Origin of the sequence: Burkholderia sp. FL-7-2-10-S1-D7, from assembly GCF_001524185.1 — a bacterium.
Classification (GTDB): Bacteria; Pseudomonadota; Gammaproteobacteria; order Burkholderiales; family Burkholderiaceae; genus Burkholderia; species Burkholderia diffusa.
The window spans coordinates 43,380-69,609 of the sequence record NZ_LOWY01000016.1 but is presented as its reverse complement, the minus strand read 5'-3'; the positions used below and the strand labels follow the sequence as shown (position 1 = coordinate 69,609).

Sequence of the window (26,230 nt, the reverse complement as noted above, 5' to 3'; positions counted from 1 at the left end):
GTCCCTATGCCAGACAACGCTTCCACCCCGTTCGCTTCGCCCGTCGCCCGCGTCAAACCGGGCCAGCGGTTCGCCTTCGACGGCGCGCACGGCTCCGCCGACGCACTCGCCATCGCCCGCTATCTCGCCGACAACCGCGACGCGGTCCCGCTCCTCGCGGTGATCTGCGCGAACGCGGTCGACGCGCAGCGGCTGTCGCAGGAAATCCGCTACTTCTCGCCCGATGCACGCGTGCGCCTGCTGCCGGACTGGGAAACGCTGCCGTACGACACGTTCTCGCCGCACCAGGATCTCGTCTCCGAGCGCCTCGCGACGCTGCACGACCTCGGCGAGGGCCGCTGCGACATCCTGCTGGTGCCCGCGACCACGGCGCTGTACCGGATGCCGCCCGCGTCGTTCATGGCCGCGTACACGTTCGCGTTCGCGCAGGGCGAGCGGCTCGACGAGGCAAAGCTGAAGGCCCAGCTCACGCTGGCCGGCTACGAGCACGTGAGCCAGGTCGTGCGACCCGGCGAATACTGCGTGCGCGGCTCGCTGATCGACCTGTACCCGATGGGCTCGCCGCTGCCCTACCGGATCGACCTGTTCGACGACCAGGTCGACTCGATCCGTGCGTTCGATCCCGATACGCAGCGCAGCCTCTACCCGGTTCGCGACGTGCGCCTCCTGCCCGGCCGCGAGTTTCCGTTCGACGAAGCCGCGCGCACGGCCTTCCGCAGCCGCTGGCGCGAGACCTTCGAAGGCGACCCGAGCCGCGCGACGATCTACAAGGACATCGGCAACGGCGTGCCGTCGGCCGGCATCGAGTATTACCTGCCCCTCTTCTTCGACGAGACGGCCACGCTGTTCCACTACCTGCCGCCGGATGCGCACCTCGTGTTCACCGGCGACCTCGAAGCGTCGATCCGCCGCTTCACGGCCGATACGAAGCAGCGTCACGCGTTCCTCGCGCACGATCGCGAGCGGCCGATCCTCGAGCCGCAGCGCCTGTTCCTGTCCGACGAGGATTTCTTCGCGTTCGCGAAGCCGTTCGCACGCGTCGTGCTGCCCGCGCAGCCGGCCGGCGGCTGGGCGACGGCGCTCCCCGAGCTCACCGTCGACCGCCATTCCGACGATCCGCTCGCATCGTTGCGCACGTTCGTCGAATCGTCGGGCAAGCGCGTGCTGCTGACGGTCGAATCGGCCGGCCGCCGCGAGACGATCCTGCAACTGCTCGCCGAGCATCACCTGCGCCCCGCGTCGAACGACCACTTCGCGGGCTGGCTCACGAGCGACGAACGCTTCGCGCTCGGCGTCGCGCCGCTGTCGAGCGGCTTCGCGGTGCCGGGCGAAGGTTATGCGATCGTCACCGAAACCGAACTGTACGGTGCGCTCGGCCGCCGCGCCGGGCGCCGCCGCCAGGAACAGGCGAGCAACGTCGACGCGATGGTGCGCGACCTGTCGGAGCTGAAGGTCGGCGATCCGGTCGTGCATGCGCAGCACGGCATCGGCCGCTACATGGGCCTCGTGTCGATGGATCTCGGCGAGGGCGAGACCGAGTTCCTGCATCTCGAATACGCGGGCGACAGCAAGCTCTACGTGCCGGTCGCGCAACTGCACGTGATCTCGCGCTACAGCGGCGCCGATCCCGACAGCGCGCCACTGCACGCGCTCGGCTCGGGCCAGTGGGAGCGCGCGAAGCGCAAGGCCGCGCAGCAAATTCGCGACACGGCCGCCGAGCTGCTGAACCTGTATGCGCGCCGCGCGGCCCGCGAAGGCCACGCGTTCGCGCTCGACCCGCGCGACTACGTGAAGTTCGCGGAAAGCTTCGGCTTCGAGGAAACGCCGGACCAGGCCGCCGCGATCGCGGCCGTGATCGGCGACATGACGAGCGGCAAGCCGATGGACCGCCTCGTGTGCGGCGACGTCGGCTTCGGCAAGACCGAGGTCGCGCTGCGCGCCGCGTTCATCGCGGTGATGGGCGGCAAGCAGGTCGCGCTGCTGTCGCCGACCACGCTGCTTGCCGAGCAGCACACGCAGACCTTCGTGGACCGCTTCGCGGACTGGCCGGTGCGCATCGTCGAGCTGTCGCGCTTCAAGACCGCGAAGGAAGTGAACACGGCGATCGCGCAGATCAACGAAGGCAGCGTCGACATCGTCATCGGCACGCACAAGCTGCTGTCGTCGGATGTGCAGTTCAAGCGCCTCGGCCTCGTCATCATCGACGAGGAACACCGCTTCGGCGTGCGCCAGAAGGAAGCGCTGAAGGCGCTGCGCGCGGAAGTCGACGTGCTGACGCTCACCGCGACGCCGATCCCGCGCACGCTCGGGATGGCGCTCGAGGGGCTGCGCGATTTCTCGGTGATCGCGACCGCGCCGCAGAAGCGGCTCGCGATCAAGACCTTCGTGCGCCGCGAGGAGGAAAGCGTGATCCGCGAGGCGATGCTGCGCGAGCTGAAGCGCGGCGGCCAGGTGTATTTCCTGCACAACGAGGTCGAGACGATCGAGAACCGCAAGGCGATGCTCGAGGAACTCGTGCCCGAGGCGCGCATCGTGATCGCGCACGGCCAGATGCACGAGCGCGAACTCGAACGCGTGATGCGCGATTTCGTCGCGCAGCGCGCGAACGTGCTGCTGTGCACGACCATCATCGAAACCGGCATCGACGTGCCGAGCGCGAACACGATCATCATGCATCGCTCGGACAAGTTCGGCCTCGCGCAGCTTCACCAGTTGCGCGGCCGCGTCGGCCGTTCGCACCACCAGGCATATGCATATCTGCTGGTCCACGACCCGCAGTCGCTGACCAAGCAGGCGCAGCGCCGGCTCGAGGCGATCCAGCAAATGGAGGAACTCGGTTCGGGGTTCTATCTCGCGATGCACGACCTCGAGATCCGCGGCACCGGCGAGGTGCTCGGCGACAAGCAGTCGGGCGAGATCCACGAGATCGGCTTCCAGCTTTACACCGACATGCTGAACGACGCGGTGAAGGCGCTGAAGAACGGCAAGGAGCCCGACCTCACCGCCCCGCTCGCCGCGACGACGGAAATCAACCTGCATGCGCCCGCGATCCTGCCGGCCGACTACTGCGCGGACGTGCAGGAGCGGCTATCGCTGTACAAGCGTCTCGCGAACTGCGAGCACGGCGACGCGATCGACGGTATCCAGGAAGAGCTGATCGACCGCTTCGGCAAGCTGCCGCCGCAGGCGCACGCGCTCGTCGAGACGCACCGGCTGCGGCTGGCCGCGAAGCCGCTCGGCATCGTCAAGATCGACGCGAGCGAGGCGGCGATCGGGCTGCAGTTCGAGCCGAACCCGCCGATCGATCCGATGCGGATCATCGAGATGGTGCAGAAGCACCGGCACATCAAGCTCGCGGGCCAGGACAAGCTGCGCATCGAGACGCGCTCGCCGGATCTCGCGATCCGCGTGTCGACGATCAAGGAAACGCTGCGCGCACTCGCGCCGCGCGCCGACGCGGCGAGCGCGGCACGTTGACCACACGGCCGCGATGCTGCACCGCATCGCGGCCGGCGAAGGCGGGCGAACGCGTTTTTGAGTATGATTTTCCCATTCATCAGACGGAGTTTTGCCATGTCCACTCTCGACGCGACGGCGCCGTCCGCCGCCGACCAAGGCGACGCTTCGCTCGTCAGCCTGCCCTGGATCAAGCAGTTGGTGTCGATGGACACGACGAGCCGCGTGCCGAACCTCGGCCTGATCGAAACGGTGCGCGACGCGCTTGCCGCGAAGGGCATCGCGTCGACGCTCACGCACGATCCGCGCGAAGGCTGGGCCAACCTGTTCGCGACCGTGCCCGCGCACGACGGCTCGACCGACGGCGGCATCGTGCTGTCGGGGCATACCGACGTCGTGCCGGTCGACGGCCAGCAGTGGGACAGCAACCCGTTCGCGCCGGAGCTGCGCGACGGCCGCCTGTACGGCCGCGGCACGTGCGACATGAAGGGCTTCATCGGCGTGGCGCTCGCGCTGCTGCCCGAGATGCAGGCGACGAAGCTCGCGAAGCCGATCCATTTCGCGCTGTCCTATGACGAGGAAATCGGCTGCGCGGGCGCACCGCTTCTGATCGCCGATCTCGTCAAGCGCGGCGTGAAGCCGTCCGGCTGCATCGTCGGCGAGCCGACCAGCATGCGGCCGATCATCGCGCACAAGGGCATCAACGCATACCGCTGCTGCGTGCGCGGCCACGCGGCACACTCGTCGCTGACGCCGAAGGGCCTGAACGCGATCGAGTATGCGGCGCGCCTCATCTGCCACATCCGCGACATCGCCGAGCGCTTCCGCGCCGAAGGCCCGTTCGACGAGCTGTACGACGTGCCGTTCACGACCGCGCAAACCAGCACGATCCAGGGCGGCAACGCGATCAACACGGTGCCGGCCGAATGCCGGTTCGACTTCGAGTTCCGCAACCTGCCGACGCTCGATCCCGAGCAGATCTTCACGCGCATCGAAGCGTATGCGCAGGAAACGCTGCTGCCGCAGATGCGTCGCGAGCATCCGAACGCGGCAATCGAGTTCTCGAAGATCGCCGCCGCGCCCGGGCTCGATGCGACCGAACAGGCCGCGATCACGCAGCTCGTGCGCGCGCTGACGGCCGACCAGGACAAGCGCAAGGTCGCATACGGCACCGAGGCCGGCCTGTTCGAACGCGCGGGCATCCCGAGCGTCGTGTGCGGGCCCGGCAACATCGAACAGGCGCACAAGCCGAACGAATATGTCGAACTCGCGCAGCTCGCCGCCTGCGAGCAGTTCCTGCGCAAGTTCATCCGCAGCATGTCGGTCGACGCACACTGACTGCCCCCCGCCACGCCGGCCTGCGTGTGCGGGCCGGCCCACCCCGCCACCCGCCACGTCATGTCGACTGAACAACAGGGCACTGCCCATACGACGATCGACGGCGAGCCGATTCCGACGCTCGACGACATCGCCGCGCAGCATTTCGCGTTGTCGCCGTGGGTCGCGCGCACGCCCGTGTTCGAACGCGCCGACCTGCCTTCCCTCGAGGGCACGCACGTCAACTTCAAGTTCGAGCTGCTGCAGGTGAGTGGCAGCTTCAAGGCGCGTGGCGCGTTCACGCACCTGCTGGCCCTCGACGAAGCGCGCAAGAGCGCCGGCGTCACGTGTGTGTCGGCCGGCAATCATGCGGCAGCCGTCGCGTTCGCGGCGATGCGCCTCGGCAGCAGCGCGAAGGTCGTGATGTTCCATACCGCGAGCCCGGCGCGCATCGCGCAGTGCAAGCACTACCGCGCGGAAGTCGTGCTCGCCGGCAGCGCGTCGCAGGCATTCGACCTCGTGCGGCGGATCGAGGCCGAGGAAGGCCGCTTCTTCATCCATCCGTTCAACGGTTTTCACACGATTCTCGGCACCGCGACGCTCGGTTACGAATGGGCAACGCAGACGCCCGATCTCGACGCGGTGATCGTGCCGATCGGTGGCGGCGGGCTCGCGGCCGGCATGGCGACCGCGCTGCGGCTCGCGAATCCGCGCGTGCACGTGTATGGCGTCGAACCGGAAGGCGCCGACGCGATGAGCCGCAGCTTCGCGGCGAATCACACGATCACGATGAGCGCGATGCAGACCATCGCCGACTCGTTGATGGCGCCGCACACCGAGGAATACAGCTACCAGCTGTGCAGGCGCCACGTCGACCGCATCGTCACGGTGTCCGACGACGCGCTGCGCGCGGCGATGCTGTTCCTGTTCTCGCACCTGAAGCTGGCGGTCGAACCCGCGTGCGCGGCAGCGCTCGCGGCGCTGCTCGGCCCGCTGCGCGAAACGCTGCAGGGAAAACGCGTCGGCGTGCTGCTGTCGGGCACGAACACCGACCCCGCGACGCTCGGCATGCATCTCGCGCACGCGAAACTGCAGCACTGAAGCCGCGCACGGCACCGAGGGTTATCCCCAGTTTATGTTGACAGCCCTGTTGATAACCCGCCGGACATGTACGCAAGTGGTTGAGCGCGCAGCGTTTTACGCGCGCGAGGCGTGCCGGACGCGAAATAGGCAGATGCCGTCTTCGAATGCACGTCCCGCGACGTGGCGGCGTCGCGCGCACCACGCGATCGGCGCTGCCGCCATCGCGCTGCTCGCCGGTTGCGCGGCACCACCCTCGCCCGTCATCGACACGCCCGCAGCCTGCGTGCAGCCGGACGCGCACCGGATGCTGCAGGCCGACCTGCTGTTCGGGCGCGCGATCGCCGGACGCGGGCCCGTTACCGATGCGGAACGCGCGGCCTTCCTCGCCGACGTCGTCACGCCGCGCTTTCCGGACGGCTTCACGTACTGGGAAACCCACGGCCAATGGCGCGACCGCGCCACCGGCCAGATCATCCGCGAAGCGAGTTTCGTGGTCCGTATCGTCGCCGACGATACGGCCGCCACACACACGCGGCTTGCCGAGATCCGGCAAGCGTACCGCGAGCGCTTCCGGCAGGAGTCGGTCGGCATCACGCTCGTGCCAGCCTGCGCGTCGTTCTGATTCGTCCTCATCGACCGACGCGCGGCGACACGCAAAAAAAACGGGCGCCCGAAGGCGCCCGTCGCATGCGAGACATCCGCGTATCGCTTACTTGTTCTCGAACATGTCCATGATCTGCTGCTTCTCCTGCTGCGTGACGGGCGGCGGCGCGAGCCCCTCCGAGCCGGCCGAGCCGAGCGCGTCGTTCGCGCTGATCGCGTTCGCGGCCGGGTTGATGTCCACGCTCGCGACGAAGCCGTTGCCCGGCGTGCGATCAACGTAGTAAAGCTCGCCGTCGATCGACGTCAGCCCGTCCGGCATCGGCATCTGCTGCTCGGGCACGCCGTTCAGCGCGGTGCGCATGTAGTTCACCCAGATCGGCAGCGCCAGCTGCGCGCCGAATTCGCGACTGCCGAGGCTCTTCGGCTGGTCGAAGCCCATCCATGCAACGGCGACGAGCGACTGCTGGTAGCCGGCGAACCAGCCGTCCTTCGCATCGTTCGTCGTACCCGTCTTGCCCTGCAGGTCGCTTCGGCCGAGTGCGTTGGTGCCCGCGCCCGTGCCGGCCGTCGCGACCGTGTGCAGCAGGCTGTTCATCACGTATGCGTTGCGGCCCTCGATCGTGCGCGGCGCGGTGCCGCCGGCGATCACCGGCTGCGACTTCTGCAGCGGCTGGCCGCGCGCGTCGTCGACTTCGGCGATCAGGTACGGATCGACCTTGTAGCCGCCGTTCGCGAACACCGCATAGCCGGTCGCGAGCTGCAGCGGCGTGACGAGGCCGGCACCCAGCGCCATCGGCAGGTACGGCGGCGTCTTCGCCGGGTCGAAGCCGAAGCGCTGCGTCACGTACTCCTGCGCGTACTGCGTGCCGATCGACGCGAGGATCCGGATCGACACGAGGTTCTTCGAACGCTGCAGGGCCGTACGCATCGACATCGGCCCGTCGGGCTGGTCGTCGTCCTTCGGCTCCCACGCGGTGCCGCCCGGCACGCTCGGCGGGAAGTACAACGGCGCGTCGTTGATGATCGTCGCCGGTCCGAGGCCCTTGTCGAGCGACGCCGAATAGATGAACGGCTTGAACGACGAACCCGGCTGGCGCCACGCCTGCGTCACGTGGTTGAACTTGCTCTTGTTGAAGTCGAAGCCGCCGACGAGCGAGCGGATCGCACCGTCCTGCGGCGCGATCGCGACGAGCGCGCCTTCGACCTGCGGCAGTTGCACGACCTGCCAGCCCGCGTTGCCGTCCTTCAGCACGCGCACGATCGAGCCCGGCTTGATTCGCAGCGTCGCGTTCGCGCGCGGGCTCAGCGCCGCCGACACGAAGCGCAGCCCGGACGGCCCGATCGTCGTCGTCGCGCCGCCGACGAACTGCACCTCGACCGCGTTCGGCGACGCGGCCAGCACCACCGCCGACTGCAGGTCGCCGTTGTCCGGGTGATCGGCGAGCGCATCGTCGATCGCCTCGTCGCGGTCGTCGCCGGCCGCCGGCAGGTTGATCGAGCCTTCCGGCCCGCGATAGCCGTGGCGGCGCTCGTAATCGAGAATGCCGCGACGCACGGCCTGGTACGCCGCTTCCTGGTCGGTCGAGTTGATCGTCGTCGTGACGGTCAGCCCGCGCGTATAGGTTTCATCCTTGTACTGCTGATACATCATCTGCCGCACCATCTCGGCGACGTATTCGCCGTGCACCGCGTACTGGTTGCCCGGCGTGCGCACGTGGATCTCTTCCTTCACCGCCTGGTCGTACTGCGGCTGCGTGATGTAGCCGATCTCGAGCATGCGCTTCAGGATGTACTCCTGACGCACCTTCGCGCGCTTCGGATTGACGACCGGGTTGTACGCGGACGGCGCCTTCGGCAGCCCCGCGAGCATTGCCGCTTCCGCGAGCGTGATGTCCTTCAGATCCTTGCCGAAATACACGCGCGCGGCGGCCGCGAAACCGTACGAGCGCTGGCCCAGGTAGATCTGGTTCATGTACAGCTCGAGGATCTGGTCCTTCGTCAGGGCCTTTTCGATCTTGTACGCGAGCAGCATCTCGTAGATCTTGCGCGTATACGTCTTCTCGCTCGACAGGAAGAAGTTGCGCGCGACCTGCATCGTGATCGTGCTCGCGCCCTGGCGCGCGCCGCCGTGCATCAGGTCGGCGACGCCCGCGCGCAGGATGCCGAGGAAGTCCACGCCGCCGTGTTCGTAGAAGCGGTAGTCCTCGATCGCGAGCACCGCCTTCTTCATCACGTCGGGAATGTCCTGGAAGCGCACGAGGCTGCGGCGCTCCTCGCCGAACTCGCCGATCAGCACGTGATCGGCGGTGAACACGCGCAGCGGCACCTTCGGCTGGTAGTTGGTCAGCGCATCGAGCGACGGCAGTTGCGGCGCCATCACGACGAGTGCGTAGCCGACGATCAGCGCACCGACGATCGCGAGCGTCGCGAACAGGCCGACGAACCACAGCGCGACGCGCGAGCCGAACGAACGGCGATCGCTGCCCCCGCCTCCGCGGCGCTGCGCGCGCCGGTCGTCGCCGCGGTCGTCATCATCGGGGTAATAGGCCCCCGACGGCGAACGGCGCAACGTGTAGTGAGGCTCTTTTCGGTCGGAAGGAGAAGACGGTCGTTTGATAATTGGCATGTCGGAATGGCGGGCGGCGTGGCGCCCTCGGACGCATGCGGAAAATGCAAGCGGATGAATCAGAGTGGGTGCATCGTGGCAACTGTCACGTCGACAGACCCCGCCGCGCGGCGATCCGTTCCCGCGACGTGACAGCGCATTTTAATGAAATCGACCGATCGGCTTCGCGATTTTTTGTAAAAATTCCCGCACAAGCGTGAATTGCGGAACGTATTGGCGCCATGCTCCGCCTATCATGGACTCGCAACCCGGTGCGTGCCGCGGCGTTTCTTTCAGGTGCGAAAGGTTGGAATCCGCACACGCATGGCGCTTGAACTCCGGCACTTAAGCCGTATTTAAGGGGCCGGCGGTGTAATATCCGCCAGCTCACGCGGGTCGGAACCGATTCGCGACGGGCATTGCCGCTAACGCGGCATCTTTCAACCACGGAGGATTTCATGTCGCTTTTCGACTCTATTTCGCGCACGATCAAAGGCCTGCTGAACGATGCGGCCGACTCGGTACAGGATCCGTCGCGCGACGCACGGCAGATCGTGCGGGAGCTCGACGACAGCATCGGCCGTGCCGAGAATTCGCTGATCGAGATCGAGGCACAAGTCGCGACCCAGCGCAGCAAGCGCGATGCGGCCGACGACAAGGTGAAGAAGTACGAAGACGGCGCGAAGCGCGCGCTGCAGGCCGGCGACGAAGCGCTCGCACGCGAGGCGCTCGCCGCGCAGTCGAACGCGGAAGCCGAGCGCGATGCGCTGGCGGCCGAACTGACGACGCTCGAGCCGTCGGTCGACAAGCTGAAGGGGCAGATCGCCGACATGCGTCAGCGCCGCAACGACCTGAACGCACGCTCGAACATCCTGCAGGCCAAGCAGGAAATCGCACAGGCGAAGGACGTCGCGGCCAGCGCGCTGGGCGGCATCGGCGGCAAGAACCTGTCCGAGGATTTCCAGAAGCTCGAGGACAAGGTCGCGCTGCAGAACGCGCGCTCGGACGCCCGCCTGAATTCGGCCGACACGTCGAGCGGCAAGGCGCTCGACGACAAGCTCGCCGCGCTGAACAAGGGCCCGTCGGTCGAGGACCGCCTCGCCGCGCTGAAGAAGCAGCTCGACACGCCCGCGCAGTAACGGCAACCGCGCCTCGGCCCGCCGGGCCCGCGGCGCGCACCGATCGTCAGGAGACGGGCGCTCGCGCCCGGTTCGACCATGAAGAAATCTCTCGCCGCTCTCGGCCTCTCGCTGATGCTGCTGTCGTCCGCCGCGTTTGCGGTCCCGTCGCTGCAGCAGGTCGAGCAATCGATCGCGCAGCGCAACTGGCAGCAAGCCGACACGCAGCTGTCGCAAGTCATCGACGCCCATCCGAACAACGCGCATGCGCGCTACCTGTACGCACAGGTGCTGGACCGCGAAGGCCGCGCGTCCGACGCGCTCGCGCAGCTGCAGCGGGCGAAGTCGCTCGATCCGCAACTGCGCTTCACCGATGCGTCGCGTTTCGCGCAGACCGAATCGCGCATTCGCGCGGACGCCGCGCGCGCAAGCGACAACGCACCGTCGGCCACCCAGGCCGGTTCGTTGCAGTCATCGCTCGCCCCCGCCGCGCCGGTCGCGAAACACGGTCCGTCGACCGGCATGTGGATCGGCCTCGGGCTGATCGTCGCGATCATCGCGCTGGTGCTGCGCTGGACGTTGCGGCGCGCACGCTCCGCCGATAACAGCCGCGCCGACGACGAACGCCGCACGCAGTTGAAACGCGCGACCGACGTGCTGAACGACATCCGTCCGCTGAAACTCGACGCGAAGCTGTCGACGGCGCCGGGCGCCGCCGCACTCACCGGCGAACTCGAAGGCATCGAGACCGATGCACGCACGCTCGTCGAGGCGCTGTCGAACGGCAAGAACCCGGTGCCGCCGTATCGCATCGACGAACTCGAACAGCGACATGCGAGCGTGAAGGCGCGCGTCGAAGGCCGCCCCGATCCGAGCGCGCAACCCGCGGCGCCCGCGAACGGCAGCGGCTCCGTGTATGCGCAGGAAGCCGATCGCGTGACCGGCATGCAAGGCCAGCCCTATCCGCAGCAACCGTACCCGCAGCAGCCGTATCCGCAACAGCAGCCGCCCGTCGTGGTCCAGCAAGGCGGTGGCTTCGGCAGTGGAATGGGCGGGCTGCTGACGGGCGTGCTGCTCGGCGAGGCGATGTCCGGCGGCCGCGAACGCGTGGTCGAACGCGACGTGATCGTCGACGACCAGCGCCGGCGCCAGGAGACAAACGATCCGGGCTTCGACCTCGGCCGCGGCGACAACTCTAACTGGAGCGACGGCAACGGCGGAGGCAACGTCGATCTCGGCAGCAACGACGACGGCTGGACCGACGACAACACCTGAGCCGTGCACACGCGGGCGTCGACGCATCGCGCCGCGCCCGCCCCCTCACACCGCGCTTCCTTTCATTTCCGCTCGCACCGGTACCGTCCGTGATTTGTTAATCATTTCAAGATGGGCTACCGGCAATGGGGCACGTTCGCTATCATGCGGCCATCGGCGTGCCTCCGATCCCCTCCGACCCGCCAGACGCTTCGCAGCCCTGCGCGTCGCGGCACGCCTCCCCTCGCCCAACCAGGAGAAAGCCGCTCATGAGCATAATCAAGGAATTCAAGGAGTTCGCCGTCAAAGGCAATGTGATGGATCTCGCCGTCGGCGTGATCATCGGTGGCGCATTCTCGAAGATCGTCGACTCGGTCGTGAAAGACCTCATCATGCCGGTCATCGGCGTGCTGACGGGCGGTCTGGATTTCTCGAACAAGTTCGTTCTGCTCGGCACCATCCCTCCGTCGTTCAAGGGTAATCCCGATTCGTTCAAGGACCTGCAGGCTGCGGGCGTCGCCGCATTCGGCTACGGCTCGTTCATCACCGTGGCGATCAATTTCGTGATCCTCGCATTCATCATTTTCCTGATGGTGAAATTCATCAACAAGCTGCGCAAGCCGGAAGCAGCCGCGCCGGCCGCGACGCCGGAAGACACCGTGCTGCTGCGCGAGATCCGCGATTCGCTCAAGCAACGCTGAGCACCGCGCCACGTAGCATCCGCCGGGCCCGCCAAGTGCGGGCCTTTTTCATGGGCACGCGCCGCGCGTGGCCCATCTCACTTTTTTGTGACGCGCGAATGCACGCGCGGGAAAAGCAGGTCTATGATGGAGACTAAACGACAGTACGGGCGCCAAGACGCTGGCTGTGTCGATCATCGTGGCAAGCGGGTCGACGGGAGACATTGATCGTCGTACCGCACGAGTGCAGCATTTTCGTGTGCTATAAAGGATCGACATGCGGCGTACATAGCCGGGAGTGGGTCGCATGAAAGTGCCGCATTTCTTGCAATTGTTTTTGAGGCGAGTGTTTATGTCCTTCCCGAAAAAACGTCGACGTGCGCAACAGGACGGCCAGGAGTCGTTCCTCGCGGTATTGCGCCACTCGAAACCGTTTGCGCAGCTCGACACCAAGATTGCCCGCGCCCGTGCGCAGGACGAACCCGTCCTGTATGCGCATGTGCTGCCCGGCCTCGACGTGCTCCTGTGCAGCGTGCGCGGCGCTCAGCCGCCTTATCCGGCCATCGCCGAACTGCGCAAGCGCTGCATCGAATCGATCGCCAACGCACTCGAACAACCGCTCGACGGCCTCGAGAACGGCGGGTACTGGTACGAGGCGAACGGTTTCGGCTTCCTCGTGTTCGCGAGCCGCGCCCGCGCGCGCATCCTGCCCGAATTTGGTGCAGGCACGAAGGCGAGCCTGCGCGGCGGCCTCGGACGACAGAACGCCGGCGACACGACACCGCGCTCCCTCGGCTGAACCGACACCGACTCGATGGGCCGCCTCCGGGCGGCCCATCGGCCATTCAGGCTTCCCGCTTCACTGTCGCGGCGCGATCACTGCGCCGTCGCGCGCCCGTTGCCGGGCCGGACGATGTCGATGAACGCGGCGAAATCGGCACCGGCGAGCCCCTGCGCGGCGCCCAGCCGGAGCACCTGCTGCACCGTGGCCGATACGGGCATCACCGCGCCGGTGTCGCGCGCGGCGTCGGCGATCGCGTCGACGTCCTTCTGGAACGTACTCAGCGCGCCGATCGGCGGATGGCCGCCTGACGTCATGCGCGGCACGAAGGTCTGCAGCAGCACCGAATCGGCCCACCCGCCCGCCAGTGCGTCGGACAGACGCGCGGCGTCGATGCCGCTCGCCTGTGCGAGGCCGACCGCTTCCGCGATCGCGGTCACCGTCGCGGTGACGATCGCCTGGTTGCAGAGTTTCGCGGTCTGGCCCGCGCCCGCGTCGCCCATGTGCGTGATGCGCGACGCGTAGGTGTCGATCAGCGGCCGCACCGCGTCGAGGTCGATCGCGCCGCCGCCCGCCATCACCGCCAGCGTGCCGGCCTGCGCGCCGGGCACGCCGCCCGATACCGGCGCGTCGATCCAGCCGACGCCGAGCGCGGCCGCGCGCGCCGCGTAGTCGCGCGTCGCGGCAGGCGGAATGCTCGAATGATCGACGATGCGCTTCAGGCGGCGCGCATTCGCATCGCCGGCGAGGAGCCCGTGCTCGCCGAACGCGACGTCGCCGACCGCACGGCCGTCGAGCACGCACACGAACACCGTATCGACGCGCTCGGCCAGCTCGCGCGGCGTGTCGACCACTTGGGCACCGTCCTTTTCGAGCGCCTCGGCCTTGGCGCGCGTCCGGTTCCATACGCTGACCCGATGGCCCGCCGCCAGCAAATGCCGAATCATCGGCGCGCCCATCAATCCCGGTCCGCAAAATCCGACTTCCACGATGTTCCTCGTCTCCAATTGGGGTTGCACTTGCCGCCCATCATACCTATCACTCAAGAAGCCGGACACGCGCGGTGCCGCCTCGGGCCCGCCGCTTGCGCGGCCGCACACACCGACATCCCAGGGAGCGCATCATGAGCGACCACGTCTACAAGCTGATTGAACTGACCGGTTCGTCGCGGCAATCGTGCGACGACGCCATCCGCAACGCGATCTCGAAAGCCGGCAAGACGCTGCACAACCTGCACTGGTTCCAGGTCACCGAAACGCGCGGCCACATCGAAGGCGACCAGGTCATCCACTGGCAGGTCACGCTGAAAGTCGGCATGCGTATCGACGACTGACGTACGCGCGTCACGCGCGGTGCCCTGGCCACCGGATGCGTGCAATGCGCATCCGCGCGGCGCCGCGCCCACCCGCATCACGCCCCGTTCGGCCCCCTTCGCGAGGCCCGGCCGGCGCGCGTCTGCGGGTATCCATCTCTTGACGCTGACTTTCGTTCATATTAAAAACCATATACCCACCTCACCTCTCGATCAGCCCAGACATATAAACCGGAGAAATCATGAGTCAGCAACGCGAGGCGATCGACACGTACCTCTTGCGCGTCTTGCACACCTTGTTGATGGAGCGCAGCGTCACGCGCGCGGCCGTCAAACTGAACCAATCGCAACCGGCGATCAGCGCCGCACTGCGGCGCCTGCGCGACATCACAGGCGACCCGCTGCTCGTGCGCGGCAAGTCCGGCATGGTCCCGACCGAATATGGATTGCGCCTGCTCGAGCCGGTGCAGAACGCACTGCGCGAAATCGAGCGCATCAAGTTCCAGCAGCACAATTTCGACCCGGCCACGTCGATCCGCTGCTACCGGATCGGCTGCCCCGACTACCTGAACGTGCTGTTCGTGCCGACCGTCGTCGAACGCTTCCGCCAGGCGGCGCCGAACGCGACGCTCGAGTTCCACTCGCTCGGCCCCGCGTTCGACTACGAGCTCGCGCTGGAAGACGGCAAGCTCGACATCGTCGTCGGCAACTGGCCCGAGCCGCCCGAGCAGCTGCACCTGTCGAACCTGTTCGTCGACGAAATCGTCTGCCTGATGAGCAACACGCATCCGTTCGCGAAGCGCGGCGGACTCACGCTCGACCAGTACCTGAACGCGCCGCATCTCGCGCCGACGCCGTACTCGGTCGGCCAGCGCGGCGCGATCGACGTACATCTCGCGCGCGAACGGCTCAAGCGTCACGTGGTCGTCACGCTGCCGTACTTCAACCTCGCACCGTACGTGCTGGTGAAGTCCGACCTGATCTTCACGACGACGCGCCTGTTCGCCGATCACTACGCGAAGTTCCTGCCGCTGTCGGTCGTGCCGGCGCCGCTCGACTTCCCGCCGATGCAGTACTACCAGCTGTGGCACGAACGCTGCCACTACTCCGACGAAGTGCGCTGGCTGCGCAGCCTCGTCGCCGAAGCAACCCGCACGCTGATCGAGACGTAATCGCGCACGGCGCGCGCGGCGGCCATGCCGTCGCGGTGCGGCCCCGTGCGATCGTGGCCGGGGCGGCCACGGCCGCGGCCACGCGCCCGATCCGCAGCGCGACCTTCACGTCGATGCGTCAGCGCGACGCCTCCACGAGTGCTTGCGCCAGCGCGTTGTGACGCTCGATGACCGGCGGCAGGTCGAGCGTCGCAAGCCGCCCTTCCCGCACCACCACCTTCCCGTTCACCACCGTGTACGCCGTCTGCGACGGCGCGCAGAACACGAGCGCCGCGACCGGATCGTGCAGCGCGCCCGCGAACAGCGGCTGGCGCAGGTCGAACGCGGCGAAGTCCGCGGCCATGCCGGGCTTCAACGCGCCGATGTCGTCACGGTTCAGCACCTTCGCACCGCCCAGCGTCGCGATCTCGAGCGCCTCGCGCGCGGTCATCGCGTCGGGCCCGAAACCGACCCGCTGCAGCAGCAGCGCCTGCCGCACTTCCGCAACCATCTGCGCGCCGTCGTTCGACGCGGAACCGTCGACGCCGAGCCCGACCGGCACACCCGCGAGACGCATCTTCTTCACGGGCGCGATGCCCGACGCGAGCCGCATGTTCGAACATGGGCAGTGCGCGACGCCGGTGCCGGTGCGCGCGAACAGGCCGATGCCCGCATCGTCGAGCTGCACGCAGTGCGCGTGCCATACGTCGTGGCCGACCCAGCCGAGATCTTCCGCGTATTCGGCGGGCGTCATCCCGAACTTCTCGCGGCTGTACGCGATGTCGTTGACGTTCTCGGCCAGGTGCGTGTGCAGCGACACGCCGTAGTCGCGCGCCAGCACGGCCGCGTCGCGCATCAGGCCGCGGCTCACCGAGAACGGCGAGCACGGCGCGACCACCACCCGCAGCATCGCGTAGCGGCCTTCGTCGTGATAGGTCTCGATCAGGCGCTGCGCGTCGCGCAGGATGTCGGGCTCGCGCTCGACGACCGAATCGGGCGGCAGGCCGCCATCGCGCTGGCCGACGCTCATCGCGCCGCGGCTCGCATGAAAGCGCATGCCGATTCGCTGCGCGGCGCCGATGCTGTCGTCGAGCCGGCTGCCGTTCGGATAGATGTACAGATGGTCGCTCGACGTCGTACAGCCCGACTGCAGCAGCTCGGCCATCGCGGTCAGCGTCGACACCTCGATCATCTCGGGCGTCAGGTGCGCCCAGATCCGGTACAGGTTCGTCAGCCAGCCGAACAGTTCGGCGTTCTGCGCGGCCGGCACCGCGCGTGTGAGGCTCTGGTACATGTGGTGATGCGTGTTCACGAGCCCCGGGATCACGAGGTGGCCGCGCAGGTCGAGCACTTCGTCCGCGGTCTCGGGCAACTCGGCGCTCGGGCCGACCGCGACGATCCGGTTGTCTTCGATATAGAGCCCCGCGTCGCGCAGCTCGCGGCGCGTGTCGTCCATGGTCACGAGCACGTCGGCGTGCTTGACCAGCAAGGTTTTCGGGCGGGATGAGGAAGAGTTCGGCGCGCGTGCGCCGGCGTGCTGCTCGAGGTTCATGCGTTCTCCGCGTCGTTCTGCCCCCGGGGCGGACCCTGGGGACGATCACACAGCCGTTCGAACGCTCAATCGCGGCACGCTCCGGTGCCTGCGTCCGTTCGAACGCCCTGGCCCGGTTACCCGGCGTGCTCGCCGTCTTCGGGGTACGCGCGGGCCACAGGCCGACGCGCACGGCGGGAGGATCGCCCAAGCGCGCGCCGCACACAATGCGGGATCCCGAATACCGCGTTTCACGGATTCGATATGGTACGCCGCGCAACGCTCGGCCAAGCGCCCGAAACGGCCGCCGGAAGCCGTATCCGGCGTGCCGTCGACAGCCGCTCATGCGCGGCGCATTATCTTTGATATCGCGCCCGTATTTGCGCGGGGAACCTTTTTACAATGCCTGCACGGCGCTCGCTTCAATCTCGCCGACGGGTATGTAGCCACGTGACGTGGAGCCTCGATCCGCCGCACAGTCAATGGATCGAGTCGCCGCCGAACATCGCACTCACACAAGGACAATTGCGAATGGGAAAGCTCACTACCCACGTACTCGATACGGCACACGGTCGCCCCGGCGCTGCCATCAAGGTGGACCTCTACGCGCTGGACGGCGAATCGCGCCGCGCAATCAAGACCGTGCTGACCAATAGCGACGGCCGCTGCGACGAACCCCTGCTCGAAGGTGCCGCGCTCGCCGCCGGCGAATACGAACTCGTGTTCCATGCTGGCGACTACTTCGCGTCGCTCGGCGTGAAGGTGCCCGAACCCCGCTTCGTCGACCGCGTCGTCCTGCGCTTCGGCATCGCCGACACCGCATCGCACTACCACGTGCCGCTGCTCGTGTCGCCGTGGTCGTACAGCACCTATCGCGGCAGCTGACAGCGCATCGGCGCCCGACGCACCGGCGCCCGACGCATCGGCGCCCGCATCAAAGACAACGATCTGAGTCTGGAGGAGTTTCATGGAAGGCTTCATCACCGACTGGCTGAACCTCGCGCTGCGATGGCTGCACGTCATCGTCGCCATTGCGTGGATCGGCGAGTCCTTCTATTTCGTCGCGCTCGACAACAGCCTGAAACCGCCGACCGACGCGAACCAGCGCAAGCGCGGCGTGTTCGGCGAACTGTGGCACGTCCACGGTGGTGGTTTCTACAACATGCAGAAGTACACGGTCGCCCCGCCGGAAATGCCGGATGACCTGCACTGGTCGAAGTGGCCGTCGTACACGACCTGGCTGTCGGGCTTCTCGCTGTTCTTCGTGCTGTACCTGCTCGCACCGAACACGTACCTGATCGACAAGAGCGTGCTCGACATGGGCCCGGTGGTCGCCGTCGCATCCGCCCTCGGCTTCCTCGCGGCCGGTTGGATCGTCTACGACTCGCTGTGCCGAATCCTCGGCACCAACGATCGCGTGCTGGGCATCTGCGTCGGCGTCTATGTCGTCGCCGCCGCGTACCTCGCGTGCCACATCTTCTCGGGCCGTGCGGCGTACCTGATCGTCGGCGCGATGCTCGCGACGATCATGTCGGCGAACGTGTTCTTCGTGATCATCCCGGGCCAGCGCAAGATGGTCGACAAGATGCTCAAGGGCGAAGAACCGAACCCGATCTACGGCAAGCGCGGCAAGCAGCGTTCGGTGCACAACACGTATTTCACGCTGCCGGTCGTGTTTGCGATGCTGTCGAACCACTATGCGATGACGTACACGAACAAGTTCAACTGGGTCGTGCTCGTGCTGATCATGCTGGCCGGCGCGCTGATCCGTCAGTTCTTCGTGATGCGTCACCGCGGCAAACAGCTGTGGTACCTGCCGATCGGCGGTGTCGCGCTGCTGTCGGGCGCACTGGTGTGGACGATGCCGAAGCCGGTCGCGCCGGAAGCGCAAGCGGCCAACGCACCGAAGATCGTGATCAACGACATCATGCCGATCCTGCAGCAGCGCTGCGTCGAGTGCCACTCGGCGAAGCCGACGCTGATGGGCAGCGCGCCCGCCGGCGTGATGTTCGACACGCCGGACGAAGTGTCGAAGAACGCGCAACGCATCTACGAACAGGCCGTGCGCCTGAAGGCGATGCCGATCGGCAACGTCACGCACATGACCGACGACGAGCGCGTGAAGCTCGCCGCATGGTTCGAGGGTGGCGCGGTCAAGTAAGCCGCCGTGCGCCGGCCGTCGATTGCCGGCGCAATCCTCTCCGTTCGCGGGCCCGGAAACGGGCCCGTTTTTTTTGCCCGTCCGGAACGTGTCCCCCGCTAGCCCCGCATCGCGTCGCGCTGCAGCGCGACGAGCGCATCGAGCGCGCGCGGGCCGTCGTCGAACGGAACGAAGATGTGATCGTGATACGCAGCGGCCATCACGTTGCAGCTGATGCCTGCCGCGCCGAGGGCGCTCGCGAACGCGGCCGTCAGGCCGACCGCCGCGAGGTCCGAATGCACCGTCAGCGTGATCCACGCGGCGCGGAACAGCACGGGCCAGCCGCGACGTGCGGCCGTAGCCTCGTCGACGACAACCGTCATGCCTTCCGTTTCACGGAACGTCGCAATCGCTTCGGATAACGATATGTCGGCATCGGCCGGCAGTGCGACGAAAGCGAACGCGCCGCGATGCAGTTCCGGCTGCATCGTGCGCAACAGGATCGCGAGGTCGTTTTCAGGCTGGTTCATCGTGGTACGGCCCGGGAACCGGGCGCCGTGCGGTGGCGATGCGGGCACGATAGCACGCGATCGACGTCTTCGACGTAGCGGCGGCGTCATGCCGTGATGCGTGCGCCGAGACCATAAAAAAACCCGCGCAGGTCGCGCGGGTCTCTTCGATGAAACGGTACTGGCGAAATGCTGCTCAGGCCGTCAGTGCATCCAGTGCGTCTTCAGTGAGCCACAGCGATTCCGGCAGGTCCTGCTCGTTCAGGTTCAATCCATCGCCGCCGCGATCGACGACGATGAAGTCGCTGACGCCGCCGAGCGCGATCAGCGGGTGATGCCACACGCCCTTCGCATAGTTCACGCCCTGCCACCCGCTCGTCACGAACGCGCGGATCTTCGACGGATCGAGATCGGCCGCCGGCGCGACGACGACGAGATACGGCTGGTCGTTCAGCGGCACGAACGCCTGGCTGCCGAGCGGATGGCGCTCGAGCATCTTCACCTCGAACGGCAACGTGCGGGGCTGGCCGCGGAACAGGTTGATGAGCGTGCGGCCGTCTTCGTCGGTCACGTCGACCTTCGCGAGATCGTGAAAGCGGATCGTCGTGCCGAGGTTGATCGGAATCTGCTTCGCGCCTTCCGTTTCGATCACATCGCCGAACGGCGCGAACGCGTCCTTGGTCAGCGGTTCGATTGCGAGTGTCTTCATTTGTCGAGCGTCCCCCACAGACGCAGGCGCGACACACCGCCGTCCGGAATGATGTTCAGGCGCACGTGGGTCACGGGGCCCAGCGATGCGATCTCGTGCTCGAAGTAATGCTGCTTGTCCATCTGCAGCTTCTGTTCGCCGAGCAGCACCGGCCAGAACATCGACTGCGTGATCAGCGAGCTGTCGGTGCCGCCCGACACGTACGCGGCCTGGATCGAGCAGCGGTCCGGGTAGTTGCCCTTGAAGAACGCGGTATCGACTTCGATCTTGCGGATCACGCCCGGCTGCGCGAGCGCGATGATCGCCCAGTCGTTGCCCGGCTCGCGACGGCGGCGGGTTTCCCAGCCGTCACCCATGTTCACGCCGCGGCCCGGCAGCAGCAGGTTCGATGCGACGCCGAAATGCTGGTTGTTCGCAGCTACCACGTAGCCGCCGTTTTCCATCGCCGCGAGGTCGAACTGCTCGGTCGCGCTCGCGCCGGCCCAGTCGAGCTGCGGCTGGCCATACACGCGCAGGCGCGCGATGCCGCCGTCCGGATAGATGTTCACGCGCAGGTGCGTGAACGCACGCGCGTCGCTCGCTTCGACATAGTGATGGCTGTTGCCCTGCAGCGTCGTCGACGGCACGATCTCGACCCATTCCGTCGCATGCGTCGGGGCGCCCTCGGCCACGTATGCCGCCTCGATCGACGCGGCCGGCGGGAAGTTGCCGGTGAAGTGGCTCGTGTCGATGTCGAAGCCCTTGATCACGCCCGGCCGCGCGAGCTTGACGATGCACCAGTCATAGCCCGTCGTGCGCTTGCGGCGAGTCTCCCAGCCGTCCATCCACTTGCCGTGGTCGTCGTACTTGCCGGGGATGAACACCGCCGGCTCGGGGTTCAGCATCCGGTCCTTGGGCGCGAAGAAGTCGTCGCTGGCCTCGAGCGCCTGCGCACCGAGGCGCGGGTCGGCGAGGTTCACGTAGCGCCGCGTGAAGTCGGGGGCGTCGGGATCGAGAAGCGGAACAGCCATGATGTTTCCTTGTTTCAGTGATGCGATCGGGCCGCCGCGACGCAGCAGGCCGTCGTGAGGTGTCAGGCGTCGACCAGGTCGTCGAGGCGAAAGCGCGCGATCCGGTAGATCTGGTCGAGGCTCGCGCGCAGTTCCTCGGCGCGCGAATGATTCACGCGCGACTCGAAGTTCGCGATGATGCCGTGCCGGTCGTAGCCGCGCACCGCGAGGATGAACGGGAAGCCGAACTTCTCGCGATACGTGCGGTTCAGCGTCAGCAGCTTGTCGAACTCTTCCTGCGTGCACTGGTCGAGACCCGCGCCGCTCTGCTCGCGCGTCGACTCGGCCGTCAGCTCGCCGCGCACGGCGGCCTTGCCGGCCAACTCCGGGTGAGCATTGATCAGCGCGAGCTGGCGCGCTTCGCCGCTTGTCTCCACCGCGTTCGACATCGTCTCGTGCAGCGCGTCGATGCTCGCGAACGGCCGCTCGCCCGCGGCGACCTCGGCCACCCACGGCGAATGTTCGAAGATCCCCGACAGCGCCGCGACGAATGCGCTCGGCGCCATCGTGTTCAGTTGCTCCAACGTGTAACGCATCGCCTTCATGCTTTCCCTTCGTTTCGATGATTGGGCTGATACGGATGATGTTCACGCCAATGACGCGCGATATCGACACGGCGCGTCACCCATACGCGATCGTGCTTCTCGATGTGATCCAGGAAACGCTGCAGCCCGCGGAAACGTCCCGGCCGGCCGAGCAGTCGGCAGTGCATGCCGATCGACAGCATCTTCGGCGCTTCGTCGCCCTCCGCGTACAGCACGTCGAATGCGTCGCGCAGGTAGTCGAAGAAGTGGTCGCCGGTGTTGAAGCCCTGCGGCGTCGCGAAGCGCATGTCGTTCGTGTCGAGCGTGTACGGCACGATCAGTTGCGGCAACTTCGTGCCGCCCGACACCTCGACGTCCATCCAGAACGGCAGGTCGTCGCCGTAGTTGTCGGAGTCGTACAGGAAGCCGCCGTATTCCGCGACGAGACGGTGCGTGTTCGGGCTGTCGCGGCCGGTGTACCAGCCGAGCGGGCGCTCACCCGTCACGCGCTCGATCGCTTCCATCCCGAGGCGCATGTGCTCGGCCTCGAGCTCGGGCGACATGCTCTGGTAGTGGATCCAGCGCCAGCCATGACACGCGATCTCGTGGCCGAGCTCGACGAATGCGCGCGCGAGTTCCGGATGACGCTCGATCGCCATGCCCACGCCGAACACCGTCAGCGGCAGCCCGCGCTTCTCGAATTCGCGCAGGATGCGCCACACGCCGGCACGCGAACCGTATTCGTAGATCGATTCCATGCTCATGTGGCGGTCCGGATACGCGGCCGCGCCGACGATTTCGGACAGGAACTGCTCGGAACCCGGATCGCCGTGCAGCACGCAGTTCTCGCCCCCCTCCTCGTAGTTCAGGACGAATTGCACGGCGACGCGGGCACGCCCGGGCCAGTTCGCCTGCACGGGATGGCGGCCGTAGCCGATCAGGTCGCGAGGATAGTTGGGATCGAGTGACATGGGTTCGAAGTGCGGCGAAAGCTTGCTGAAGTAATAGGTTCGCATCGAACCGCGCGGGTGCCGGAGGCCGGCCGCACGGGCCGATGCGATGACGGCCCAGTGTAGCGAAAACGTTCATACGCGCCCATACAGCGGCGCAGATAGTGCATGTCAGACGGCGTGTATGTGCGGTTGCGGCAAATTCGGGACCGGTTCCGACGCGGCGCTCCCGCTTCGCGCCGTGGCGGCGGCCGGCGCGGGCGCGTCCTCCGGCGGGCTGAAACGCGCGAATTCGCCGTCGTAGCGCTTCGGCAGCGGCCGCGCATAGTCGCCGCGCTTCGCGGTCGCGAGGCGCAGCGCGACGAGCGCCTCGGCCCACTTGACGGCCGCCGTGACGCCCTCAACGACCGGCGCGCCGATCTGCTGCTCGATCTCGTGCGCAAATTCGGCCATCCCGGCGCAGCCGAGGATGATCGCGTCGGCGCCGTCCTCGTCGAGCGCGCGCCGGCATTCGTCGACGATGATCCGCCGCGCGGCCGAACCGGGCCGGTCGAGCTCGAGCACCGCGACGTCGGTCGCCCGCACATTGCGGCAGAACCGCTTCATCCCGTAGCGCTCGGCGAGATGCCACGCCATCCCGCAGGTGCGCGCGAGGGTCGTGACGACCGAGAAGCCCGGCGCGAGCACGCTCGCCGCATGCATTGCCGCCTCGGCGATCCCGATCACCGGCCCGCGCGCGAGTTCGCGCGCCGCATACAGGCCAGGGTCGCCGAAACACGCGATCACGTACGCGTCGCAGCCATCGCGTTCGCCCTGCGCGATCTCGGCCAGAAGCCCGGGCGTCGCGAGCGCCTCGTCGTAATAGCCTTCGATCGACGGCGGCCCCATGGGCGGGCTCACCGCGACGATCTCGGTGCCTGCCGCCGCGATTTCACGCGCGCAGCGGCCCATCGCATCGGTCATCCGCTGCGTCGTGTTCGGATTGATCAGCTTGATCTTCATCGCGCGCTCCTCAGGCCTTCGTGCTCACGAGCAGCCGGTAGAACACGAAGCCGAGCCCCGCGCCGATGAACCATGAGAAGTTCGCAGCGGCCTGCCAGCCCGGCACCATCACGCAGATGACGGCGATCACCGCGGCCGGCAGCAGCGCCGCGAGCGCGCGGCGGTTCACGCCACCCGTGTACCAGTAGGTGCCGCGCTCCGACATCGTGTACAGGTCGTCGCGCACGAGCCGGCCGCGCTTGACGAGGTAAAAGTCGGCAATCAGCACGCCGTACAGCGGACCGATGAACGCGCCGAGCACGTCGAGCGTGTAGTGGATCACGGCCGGATTGTTGAACAGGTTCCACGGCGTGATGAAGATCGACGCGACGGCCGCGAGCATCCCGCCCGCGCGCCAGCTGATCAGCCGCGGCGCGACGTTCGAGAAGTCGAACGCGGGCGACACGAAGTTCGCGACGATGTTGATGCCGATCGTCGCGATCGTGAAGGTCAGCGCGCCGAGGATCACGGCGGTCGGATGGTCGATGCGGCCGACCGTCTCGACGGGATCGGTGATGAGTTCACCGAACACCGGAAGCGTCGCGGCGGTGGTGATCACGGTGACGAGTGAGAACGCGAGGAAGTTGACCGGCAGTCCCCAGAAGTTGCCGCGCTTCACGTCGCCGAACGAGCGGCAGTAGCGCGAGAAGTCGCCGAAATTGAGCATCGGCCCGGAGAAGTACGACACGACGAGCGACACGGCCGTGATCATCACCGGGATCACTTCCGCGCCGTGATACTTCACGCCGCCGAGGTTGATGCCGATGTTGCGCCATCCCGCGCGCCATACCATGTAGCCGGCCAGGATGAACATCACGACGTAGACGGCCGGGCCCGCGAAGTCGATGAACTTCTTGATCGTCTCCATCCCGTTCCAGAACACGAGCGCCTGCAGCACCCACAGCAGCATGAAGCCGGCCCAGCCGACCGCCGACAGCCCAAGGAAGCCGTAGCGATGGACGTCCGCGTACGGCAGCCATTGCGGAAAGAACTTCAGCACCACGATCACGAGCGCGCTGGACGCGAGATAGGTCTGGATGCCATACCACGCGATCGCGATCAGCCCGCGGATCACGGCCGGCACGTTCGCGCCGAGCACGCCGAACGTCGCGCGGCACGCGACCGGATACGGTACGCCGATCTGCTGGCTCGGCCGCGCGATCAGGTTGCACAGCCGGTTCACGATCGTGATGCCGACGATCAGCGCGATCAGCACCTGCCAGCTCGTCAACCCGAGCGCGAAGAGGCTGCCCGCGAACACGTAGCCGCCAACGCTGTGCACGTCCGACATCCAGAATGCGAAGATGTTGTAAGCGCCCCACGTCTGATTCTTAAGGGGTGCCAAATCTTCGTTGTACAAACGTTGACTGTAACCGTCCGGCAACGCGGGGCCGCCGCCCTCGCCGCCTTCTTCCGCCGGATACGCACTGTCGTGCGCCACACTGAACTGAGCCATGACTTCTCCTTGACGCGGCCGAACAGCCGCTCCATCGTCATCGATATCGCTCCGGATCGTTGCCCGGAGTCGGACTGGCGGCCGGCGGCGCGAACCGCCGGCCTGCATTGCTCTCGTCGTGTGGCGCGCGGCCGGATTCGCGTCGCCGCTCAGGCGCCGCCGAACACTTCGCGCAAATCGACCTGCCCTTGCGCGGGCCGGTCCAGCATCTTCAGTTCGACATGCTGCAGGTGGTGCGCCATCAGCGTCACCGCCCGCTTCGAATCGCCCGCTTCCAGCGCGGTCAGTATCTCGTCATGGTCGTCGCACGAGCACGGGCTGCGCCCGTGCGATTCGTACAGCGCCGACATCAACGTCGAGCGTGCGACGAGCCCGTCGAGGCACTCGCAGAGCGTCGCATTGCCCGTCAGCGCCGCGAGCGCCGTGTGGAATTCGCCCGACAGGCGGATCCACGCCGCGAAGTCTTGCCGCTCGAACGCCTTGCGTTCCTTGTCGATCAGCGCGGCGACGCCCTTGAGCCGCTTCGCCCCCGGCCCCGTCGCGAGCCGCTCGACGACGGCCAGCTCGATGATCCTGCGCATCTCGAACACCTCGTGCACGTCCTGCAGTGTCGGACTCGCGACGAACGCACCGCGGTTCGGCTCGAGATCGACCAGCTTGTCGGCCGCGAGCTGCGAGAGCGCCTGCCGGATCGTTCCGCGCTTCACGCCGAACACGTCGCAGAGCTGCGCCTCCGTCAGCTTCGCGCCGGGCGCGAGCCGATGCTCGAGGATCGCCGTGCGGATCCGCTCGGCGATCGCTTCGGGACCGGCGGCGCCGGACGGATGGGTATCGGAATCGGTCATGTTCTGCATCGCGTGATGGTCCTCATCCTAGGATGGACATAAAAATTGTCAACAATTCTTTTCCGGAATTTCGCACAATCGGCGTGCATGGGCGCGACCTCAATCGGTGCGGGGTG

The 26,230-nt window shown here is 66.9% G+C and carries 23 protein-coding genes; 12 read left to right on the top strand and 11 right to left on the bottom strand.

The annotated features are described in order from the left end of the window. Positions 1-6: 6 nt before the first annotated feature. The 4 genes from mfd (at position 7) to WS75_RS08065 (ending at position 6,478) form a co-directional block, all read left to right on the top strand. Entirely contained in the window at positions 7-3,477 is a 3,471-nt protein-coding gene (gene mfd, locus WS75_RS08080) for a transcription-repair coupling factor (RefSeq protein WP_059680023.1), read from the top strand. A gap of 96 nt (positions 3,478-3,573) precedes the next feature. After that, positions 3,574-4,794, top strand: a complete 1,221-nt coding sequence (gene argE / locus WS75_RS08075) for an acetylornithine deacetylase (RefSeq protein WP_059680022.1) — start codon at positions 3,574-3,576, stop codon at positions 4,792-4,794. A gap of 60 nt (positions 4,795-4,854) precedes the next feature. Then, positions 4,855-5,874 carry a threonine/serine dehydratase gene (locus tag WS75_RS08070; RefSeq protein WP_059680021.1) on the top strand — a complete coding sequence of 340 codons (1,020 nt, stop codon included), beginning with the start codon at positions 4,855-4,857 and terminating at the stop codon, positions 5,872-5,874. Positions 5,875-6,007: 133 nt separating this feature from the next. Next, positions 6,008-6,478 carry a DUF3574 domain-containing protein gene (locus tag WS75_RS08065; protein WP_059680020.1) on the top strand — a complete coding sequence of 157 codons (471 nt, stop codon included), beginning with the start codon at positions 6,008-6,010 and terminating at the stop codon, positions 6,476-6,478. An 87-nt stretch (positions 6,479-6,565) separates the two neighbouring features. Here WS75_RS08065 and WS75_RS08060 read toward each other — a convergent pair whose 3' ends face one another. Further along, the gene (locus WS75_RS08060) at positions 6,566-9,085 is read right to left on the bottom strand and encodes a penicillin-binding protein 1A (RefSeq protein ID WP_059680019.1); all 2,520 of its coding nucleotides are present in this window, start codon (positions 9,083-9,085) and stop codon (positions 6,566-6,568) included. 437 nt (positions 9,086-9,522) lie between these two features. Between WS75_RS08060 and WS75_RS08055 the strand changes: the two genes are divergently transcribed. From WS75_RS08055 to WS75_RS08040, 4 genes are all read left to right on the top strand, one after another. Continuing rightward, positions 9,523-10,203, top strand: a complete 681-nt coding sequence (locus WS75_RS08055) for a PspA/IM30 family protein (protein WP_059680018.1) — start codon at positions 9,523-9,525, stop codon at positions 10,201-10,203. A 78-nt stretch (positions 10,204-10,281) separates the two neighbouring features. Then, on the top strand, positions 10,282-11,457 hold the full coding sequence (locus WS75_RS08050; protein ID WP_059680017.1) for a tetratricopeptide repeat protein: 1,176 nt from the start codon (positions 10,282-10,284) through the stop codon (positions 11,455-11,457). A 248-nt stretch (positions 11,458-11,705) separates the two neighbouring features. Further along, the gene (gene mscL / locus WS75_RS08045; protein ID WP_059680016.1) at positions 11,706-12,137 is read left to right on the top strand and encodes a large conductance mechanosensitive channel protein MscL; all 432 of its coding nucleotides are present in this window, start codon (positions 11,706-11,708) and stop codon (positions 12,135-12,137) included. Positions 12,138-12,468: 331 nt separating this feature from the next. Further along, positions 12,469-12,915 (top strand): hypothetical protein, encoded by a 447-nt coding sequence (locus WS75_RS08040; RefSeq protein WP_027784713.1) that lies wholly within the window; start codon positions 12,469-12,471, stop codon positions 12,913-12,915. A gap of 77 nt (positions 12,916-12,992) precedes the next feature. On the opposite strand, the gene WS75_RS08035 is transcribed toward WS75_RS08040, so the two are convergent. Beyond that, entirely contained in the window at positions 12,993-13,886 is an 894-nt protein-coding gene (locus WS75_RS08035) for an NAD(P)-dependent oxidoreductase (RefSeq protein WP_059680015.1), read from the bottom strand. Positions 13,887-14,020: 134 nt separating this feature from the next. On the opposite strand from WS75_RS08035, the gene WS75_RS08030 reads away from it, so the two are divergent. Both WS75_RS08030 and WS75_RS08025 read left to right on the top strand, forming a co-directional pair. Beyond that, positions 14,021-14,230, top strand: a complete 210-nt coding sequence (locus WS75_RS08030; RefSeq protein WP_006755984.1) for a dodecin — start codon at positions 14,021-14,023, stop codon at positions 14,228-14,230. A 221-nt stretch (positions 14,231-14,451) separates the two neighbouring features. Further along, the gene (locus tag WS75_RS08025; RefSeq protein ID WP_059599960.1) at positions 14,452-15,381 is read left to right on the top strand and encodes a LysR substrate-binding domain-containing protein; all 930 of its coding nucleotides are present in this window, start codon (positions 14,452-14,454) and stop codon (positions 15,379-15,381) included. 118 nt (positions 15,382-15,499) lie between these two features. Here the strand turns inward: WS75_RS08025 and WS75_RS08020 are convergent, their stop codons facing one another. Next, complete coding sequence (locus tag WS75_RS08020; RefSeq protein WP_059680014.1) at positions 15,500-16,912, bottom strand: 8-oxoguanine deaminase; 1,413 nt, start codon at positions 16,910-16,912, stop codon at positions 15,500-15,502. Positions 16,913-17,422: 510 nt separating this feature from the next. On the opposite strand from WS75_RS08020, the gene uraH reads away from it, so the two are divergent. Further along, on the top strand, positions 17,423-17,776 hold the full coding sequence (gene uraH, locus WS75_RS08015) for a hydroxyisourate hydrolase (protein ID WP_011657188.1): 354 nt from the start codon (positions 17,423-17,425) through the stop codon (positions 17,774-17,776). An 82-nt stretch (positions 17,777-17,858) separates the two neighbouring features. After that, positions 17,859-19,052, top strand: coding sequence for a urate hydroxylase PuuD (locus tag WS75_RS08010; protein WP_059680013.1), 1,194 nt, complete (start codon positions 17,859-17,861; stop codon positions 19,050-19,052). A gap of 98 nt (positions 19,053-19,150) precedes the next feature. Here the strand turns inward: WS75_RS08010 and WS75_RS08005 are convergent, their stop codons facing one another. From WS75_RS08005 to WS75_RS07970, 8 genes are all read right to left on the bottom strand, one after another. Further along, positions 19,151-19,561, bottom strand: coding sequence for an ACT domain-containing protein (locus WS75_RS08005; RefSeq protein WP_059680012.1), 411 nt, complete (start codon positions 19,559-19,561; stop codon positions 19,151-19,153). A 175-nt stretch (positions 19,562-19,736) separates the two neighbouring features. Further along, positions 19,737-20,249, bottom strand: a complete 513-nt coding sequence (locus WS75_RS08000; protein WP_059680011.1) for an ureidoglycolate lyase — start codon at positions 20,247-20,249, stop codon at positions 19,737-19,739. After that, entirely contained in the window at positions 20,246-21,259 is a 1,014-nt protein-coding gene (gene alc / locus WS75_RS07995; RefSeq protein ID WP_059680010.1) for an allantoicase, read from the bottom strand. The genes WS75_RS08000 and alc overlap by 4 nt, the downstream gene beginning before the upstream one ends. Positions 21,260-21,321: 62 nt before the next feature. After that, entirely contained in the window at positions 21,322-21,843 is a 522-nt protein-coding gene (uraD, locus tag WS75_RS07990) for a 2-oxo-4-hydroxy-4-carboxy-5-ureidoimidazoline decarboxylase (protein WP_059680009.1), read from the bottom strand. Further along, entirely contained in the window at positions 21,840-22,793 is a 954-nt protein-coding gene (gene puuE, locus WS75_RS07985) for an allantoinase PuuE (protein WP_059680008.1), read from the bottom strand. The genes uraD and puuE overlap by 4 nt, the downstream gene beginning before the upstream one ends. A 150-nt stretch (positions 22,794-22,943) precedes the next feature. After that, a complete protein-coding gene (locus WS75_RS07980) occupies positions 22,944-23,774 on the bottom strand; it encodes an aspartate/glutamate racemase family protein (RefSeq protein ID WP_059680007.1) in 831 nt (276 codons plus the stop codon). A gap of 10 nt (positions 23,775-23,784) precedes the next feature. Continuing rightward, positions 23,785-25,269, bottom strand: coding sequence for an NCS1 family nucleobase:cation symporter-1 (locus tag WS75_RS07975; protein ID WP_059680006.1), 1,485 nt, complete (start codon positions 25,267-25,269; stop codon positions 23,785-23,787). A gap of 149 nt (positions 25,270-25,418) precedes the next feature. Further along, positions 25,419-26,123, bottom strand: a complete 705-nt coding sequence (locus tag WS75_RS07970; RefSeq protein ID WP_059680005.1) for a GntR family transcriptional regulator — start codon at positions 26,121-26,123, stop codon at positions 25,419-25,421. Positions 26,124-26,230 lie beyond the last annotated feature (107 nt).

Bases quoted from the DNA above. Each gene is read 5' to 3' on its own strand.
- WS75_RS08055 (WP_059680018.1), top strand. From the start codon at position 9,523: ATGTCGCTTTTCGACTCTATTTCGCGCACGATCAAAGGCCTGCTGAAC.
- WS75_RS07970 (WP_059680005.1), bottom strand. From the start codon at position 26,123: ATGCAGAACATGACCGATTCCGATACCCATCCGTCCGGCGCCGCCGGT.
- uraD (WP_059680009.1), bottom strand. From the start codon at position 21,843: ATGAAGGCGATGCGTTACACGTTGGAGCAACTGAACACGATGGCGCCG.
- WS75_RS08070 (WP_059680021.1), top strand. From the start codon at position 4,855: ATGTCGACTGAACAACAGGGCACTGCCCATACGACGATCGACGGCGAG.
- uraH (WP_011657188.1), top strand. From the start codon at position 17,423: ATGGGAAAGCTCACTACCCACGTACTCGATACGGCACACGGTCGCCCC.
- WS75_RS08005 (WP_059680012.1), bottom strand. From the start codon at position 19,561: ATGAACCAGCCTGAAAACGACCTCGCGATCCTGTTGCGCACGATGCAG.
- WS75_RS08020 (WP_059680014.1), bottom strand. From the start codon at position 16,912: ATGAACCTCGAGCAGCACGCCGGCGCACGCGCGCCGAACTCTTCCTCA.
- WS75_RS08030 (WP_006755984.1), top strand. From the start codon at position 14,021: ATGAGCGACCACGTCTACAAGCTGATTGAACTGACCGGTTCGTCGCGG.
- WS75_RS08060 (WP_059680019.1), bottom strand. From the start codon at position 9,085: ATGCCAATTATCAAACGACCGTCTTCTCCTTCCGACCGAAAAGAGCCT.
- WS75_RS08040 (WP_027784713.1), top strand. From the start codon at position 12,469: ATGTCCTTCCCGAAAAAACGTCGACGTGCGCAACAGGACGGCCAGGAG.
- WS75_RS08010 (WP_059680013.1), top strand. From the start codon at position 17,859: ATGGAAGGCTTCATCACCGACTGGCTGAACCTCGCGCTGCGATGGCTG.
- argE (WP_059680022.1), top strand. From the start codon at position 3,574: ATGTCCACTCTCGACGCGACGGCGCCGTCCGCCGCCGACCAAGGCGAC.
- puuE (WP_059680008.1), bottom strand. From the start codon at position 22,793: ATGTCACTCGATCCCAACTATCCTCGCGACCTGATCGGCTACGGCCGC.
- mscL (WP_059680016.1), top strand. From the start codon at position 11,706: ATGAGCATAATCAAGGAATTCAAGGAGTTCGCCGTCAAAGGCAATGTG.
- WS75_RS08025 (WP_059599960.1), top strand. From the start codon at position 14,452: ATGAGTCAGCAACGCGAGGCGATCGACACGTACCTCTTGCGCGTCTTG.
- WS75_RS07980 (WP_059680007.1), bottom strand. From the start codon at position 23,774: ATGAAGATCAAGCTGATCAATCCGAACACGACGCAGCGGATGACCGAT.
- WS75_RS08050 (WP_059680017.1), top strand. From the start codon at position 10,282: ATGAAGAAATCTCTCGCCGCTCTCGGCCTCTCGCTGATGCTGCTGTCG.
- WS75_RS08065 (WP_059680020.1), top strand. From the start codon at position 6,008: ATGCCGTCTTCGAATGCACGTCCCGCGACGTGGCGGCGTCGCGCGCAC.
- mfd (WP_059680023.1), top strand. From the start codon at position 7: ATGCCAGACAACGCTTCCACCCCGTTCGCTTCGCCCGTCGCCCGCGTC.
- alc (WP_059680010.1), bottom strand. From the start codon at position 21,259: ATGGCTGTTCCGCTTCTCGATCCCGACGCCCCCGACTTCACGCGGCGC.
- WS75_RS07975 (WP_059680006.1), bottom strand. From the start codon at position 25,269: ATGGCTCAGTTCAGTGTGGCGCACGACAGTGCGTATCCGGCGGAAGAA.
- WS75_RS08000 (WP_059680011.1), bottom strand. From the start codon at position 20,249: ATGAAGACACTCGCAATCGAACCGCTGACCAAGGACGCGTTCGCGCCG.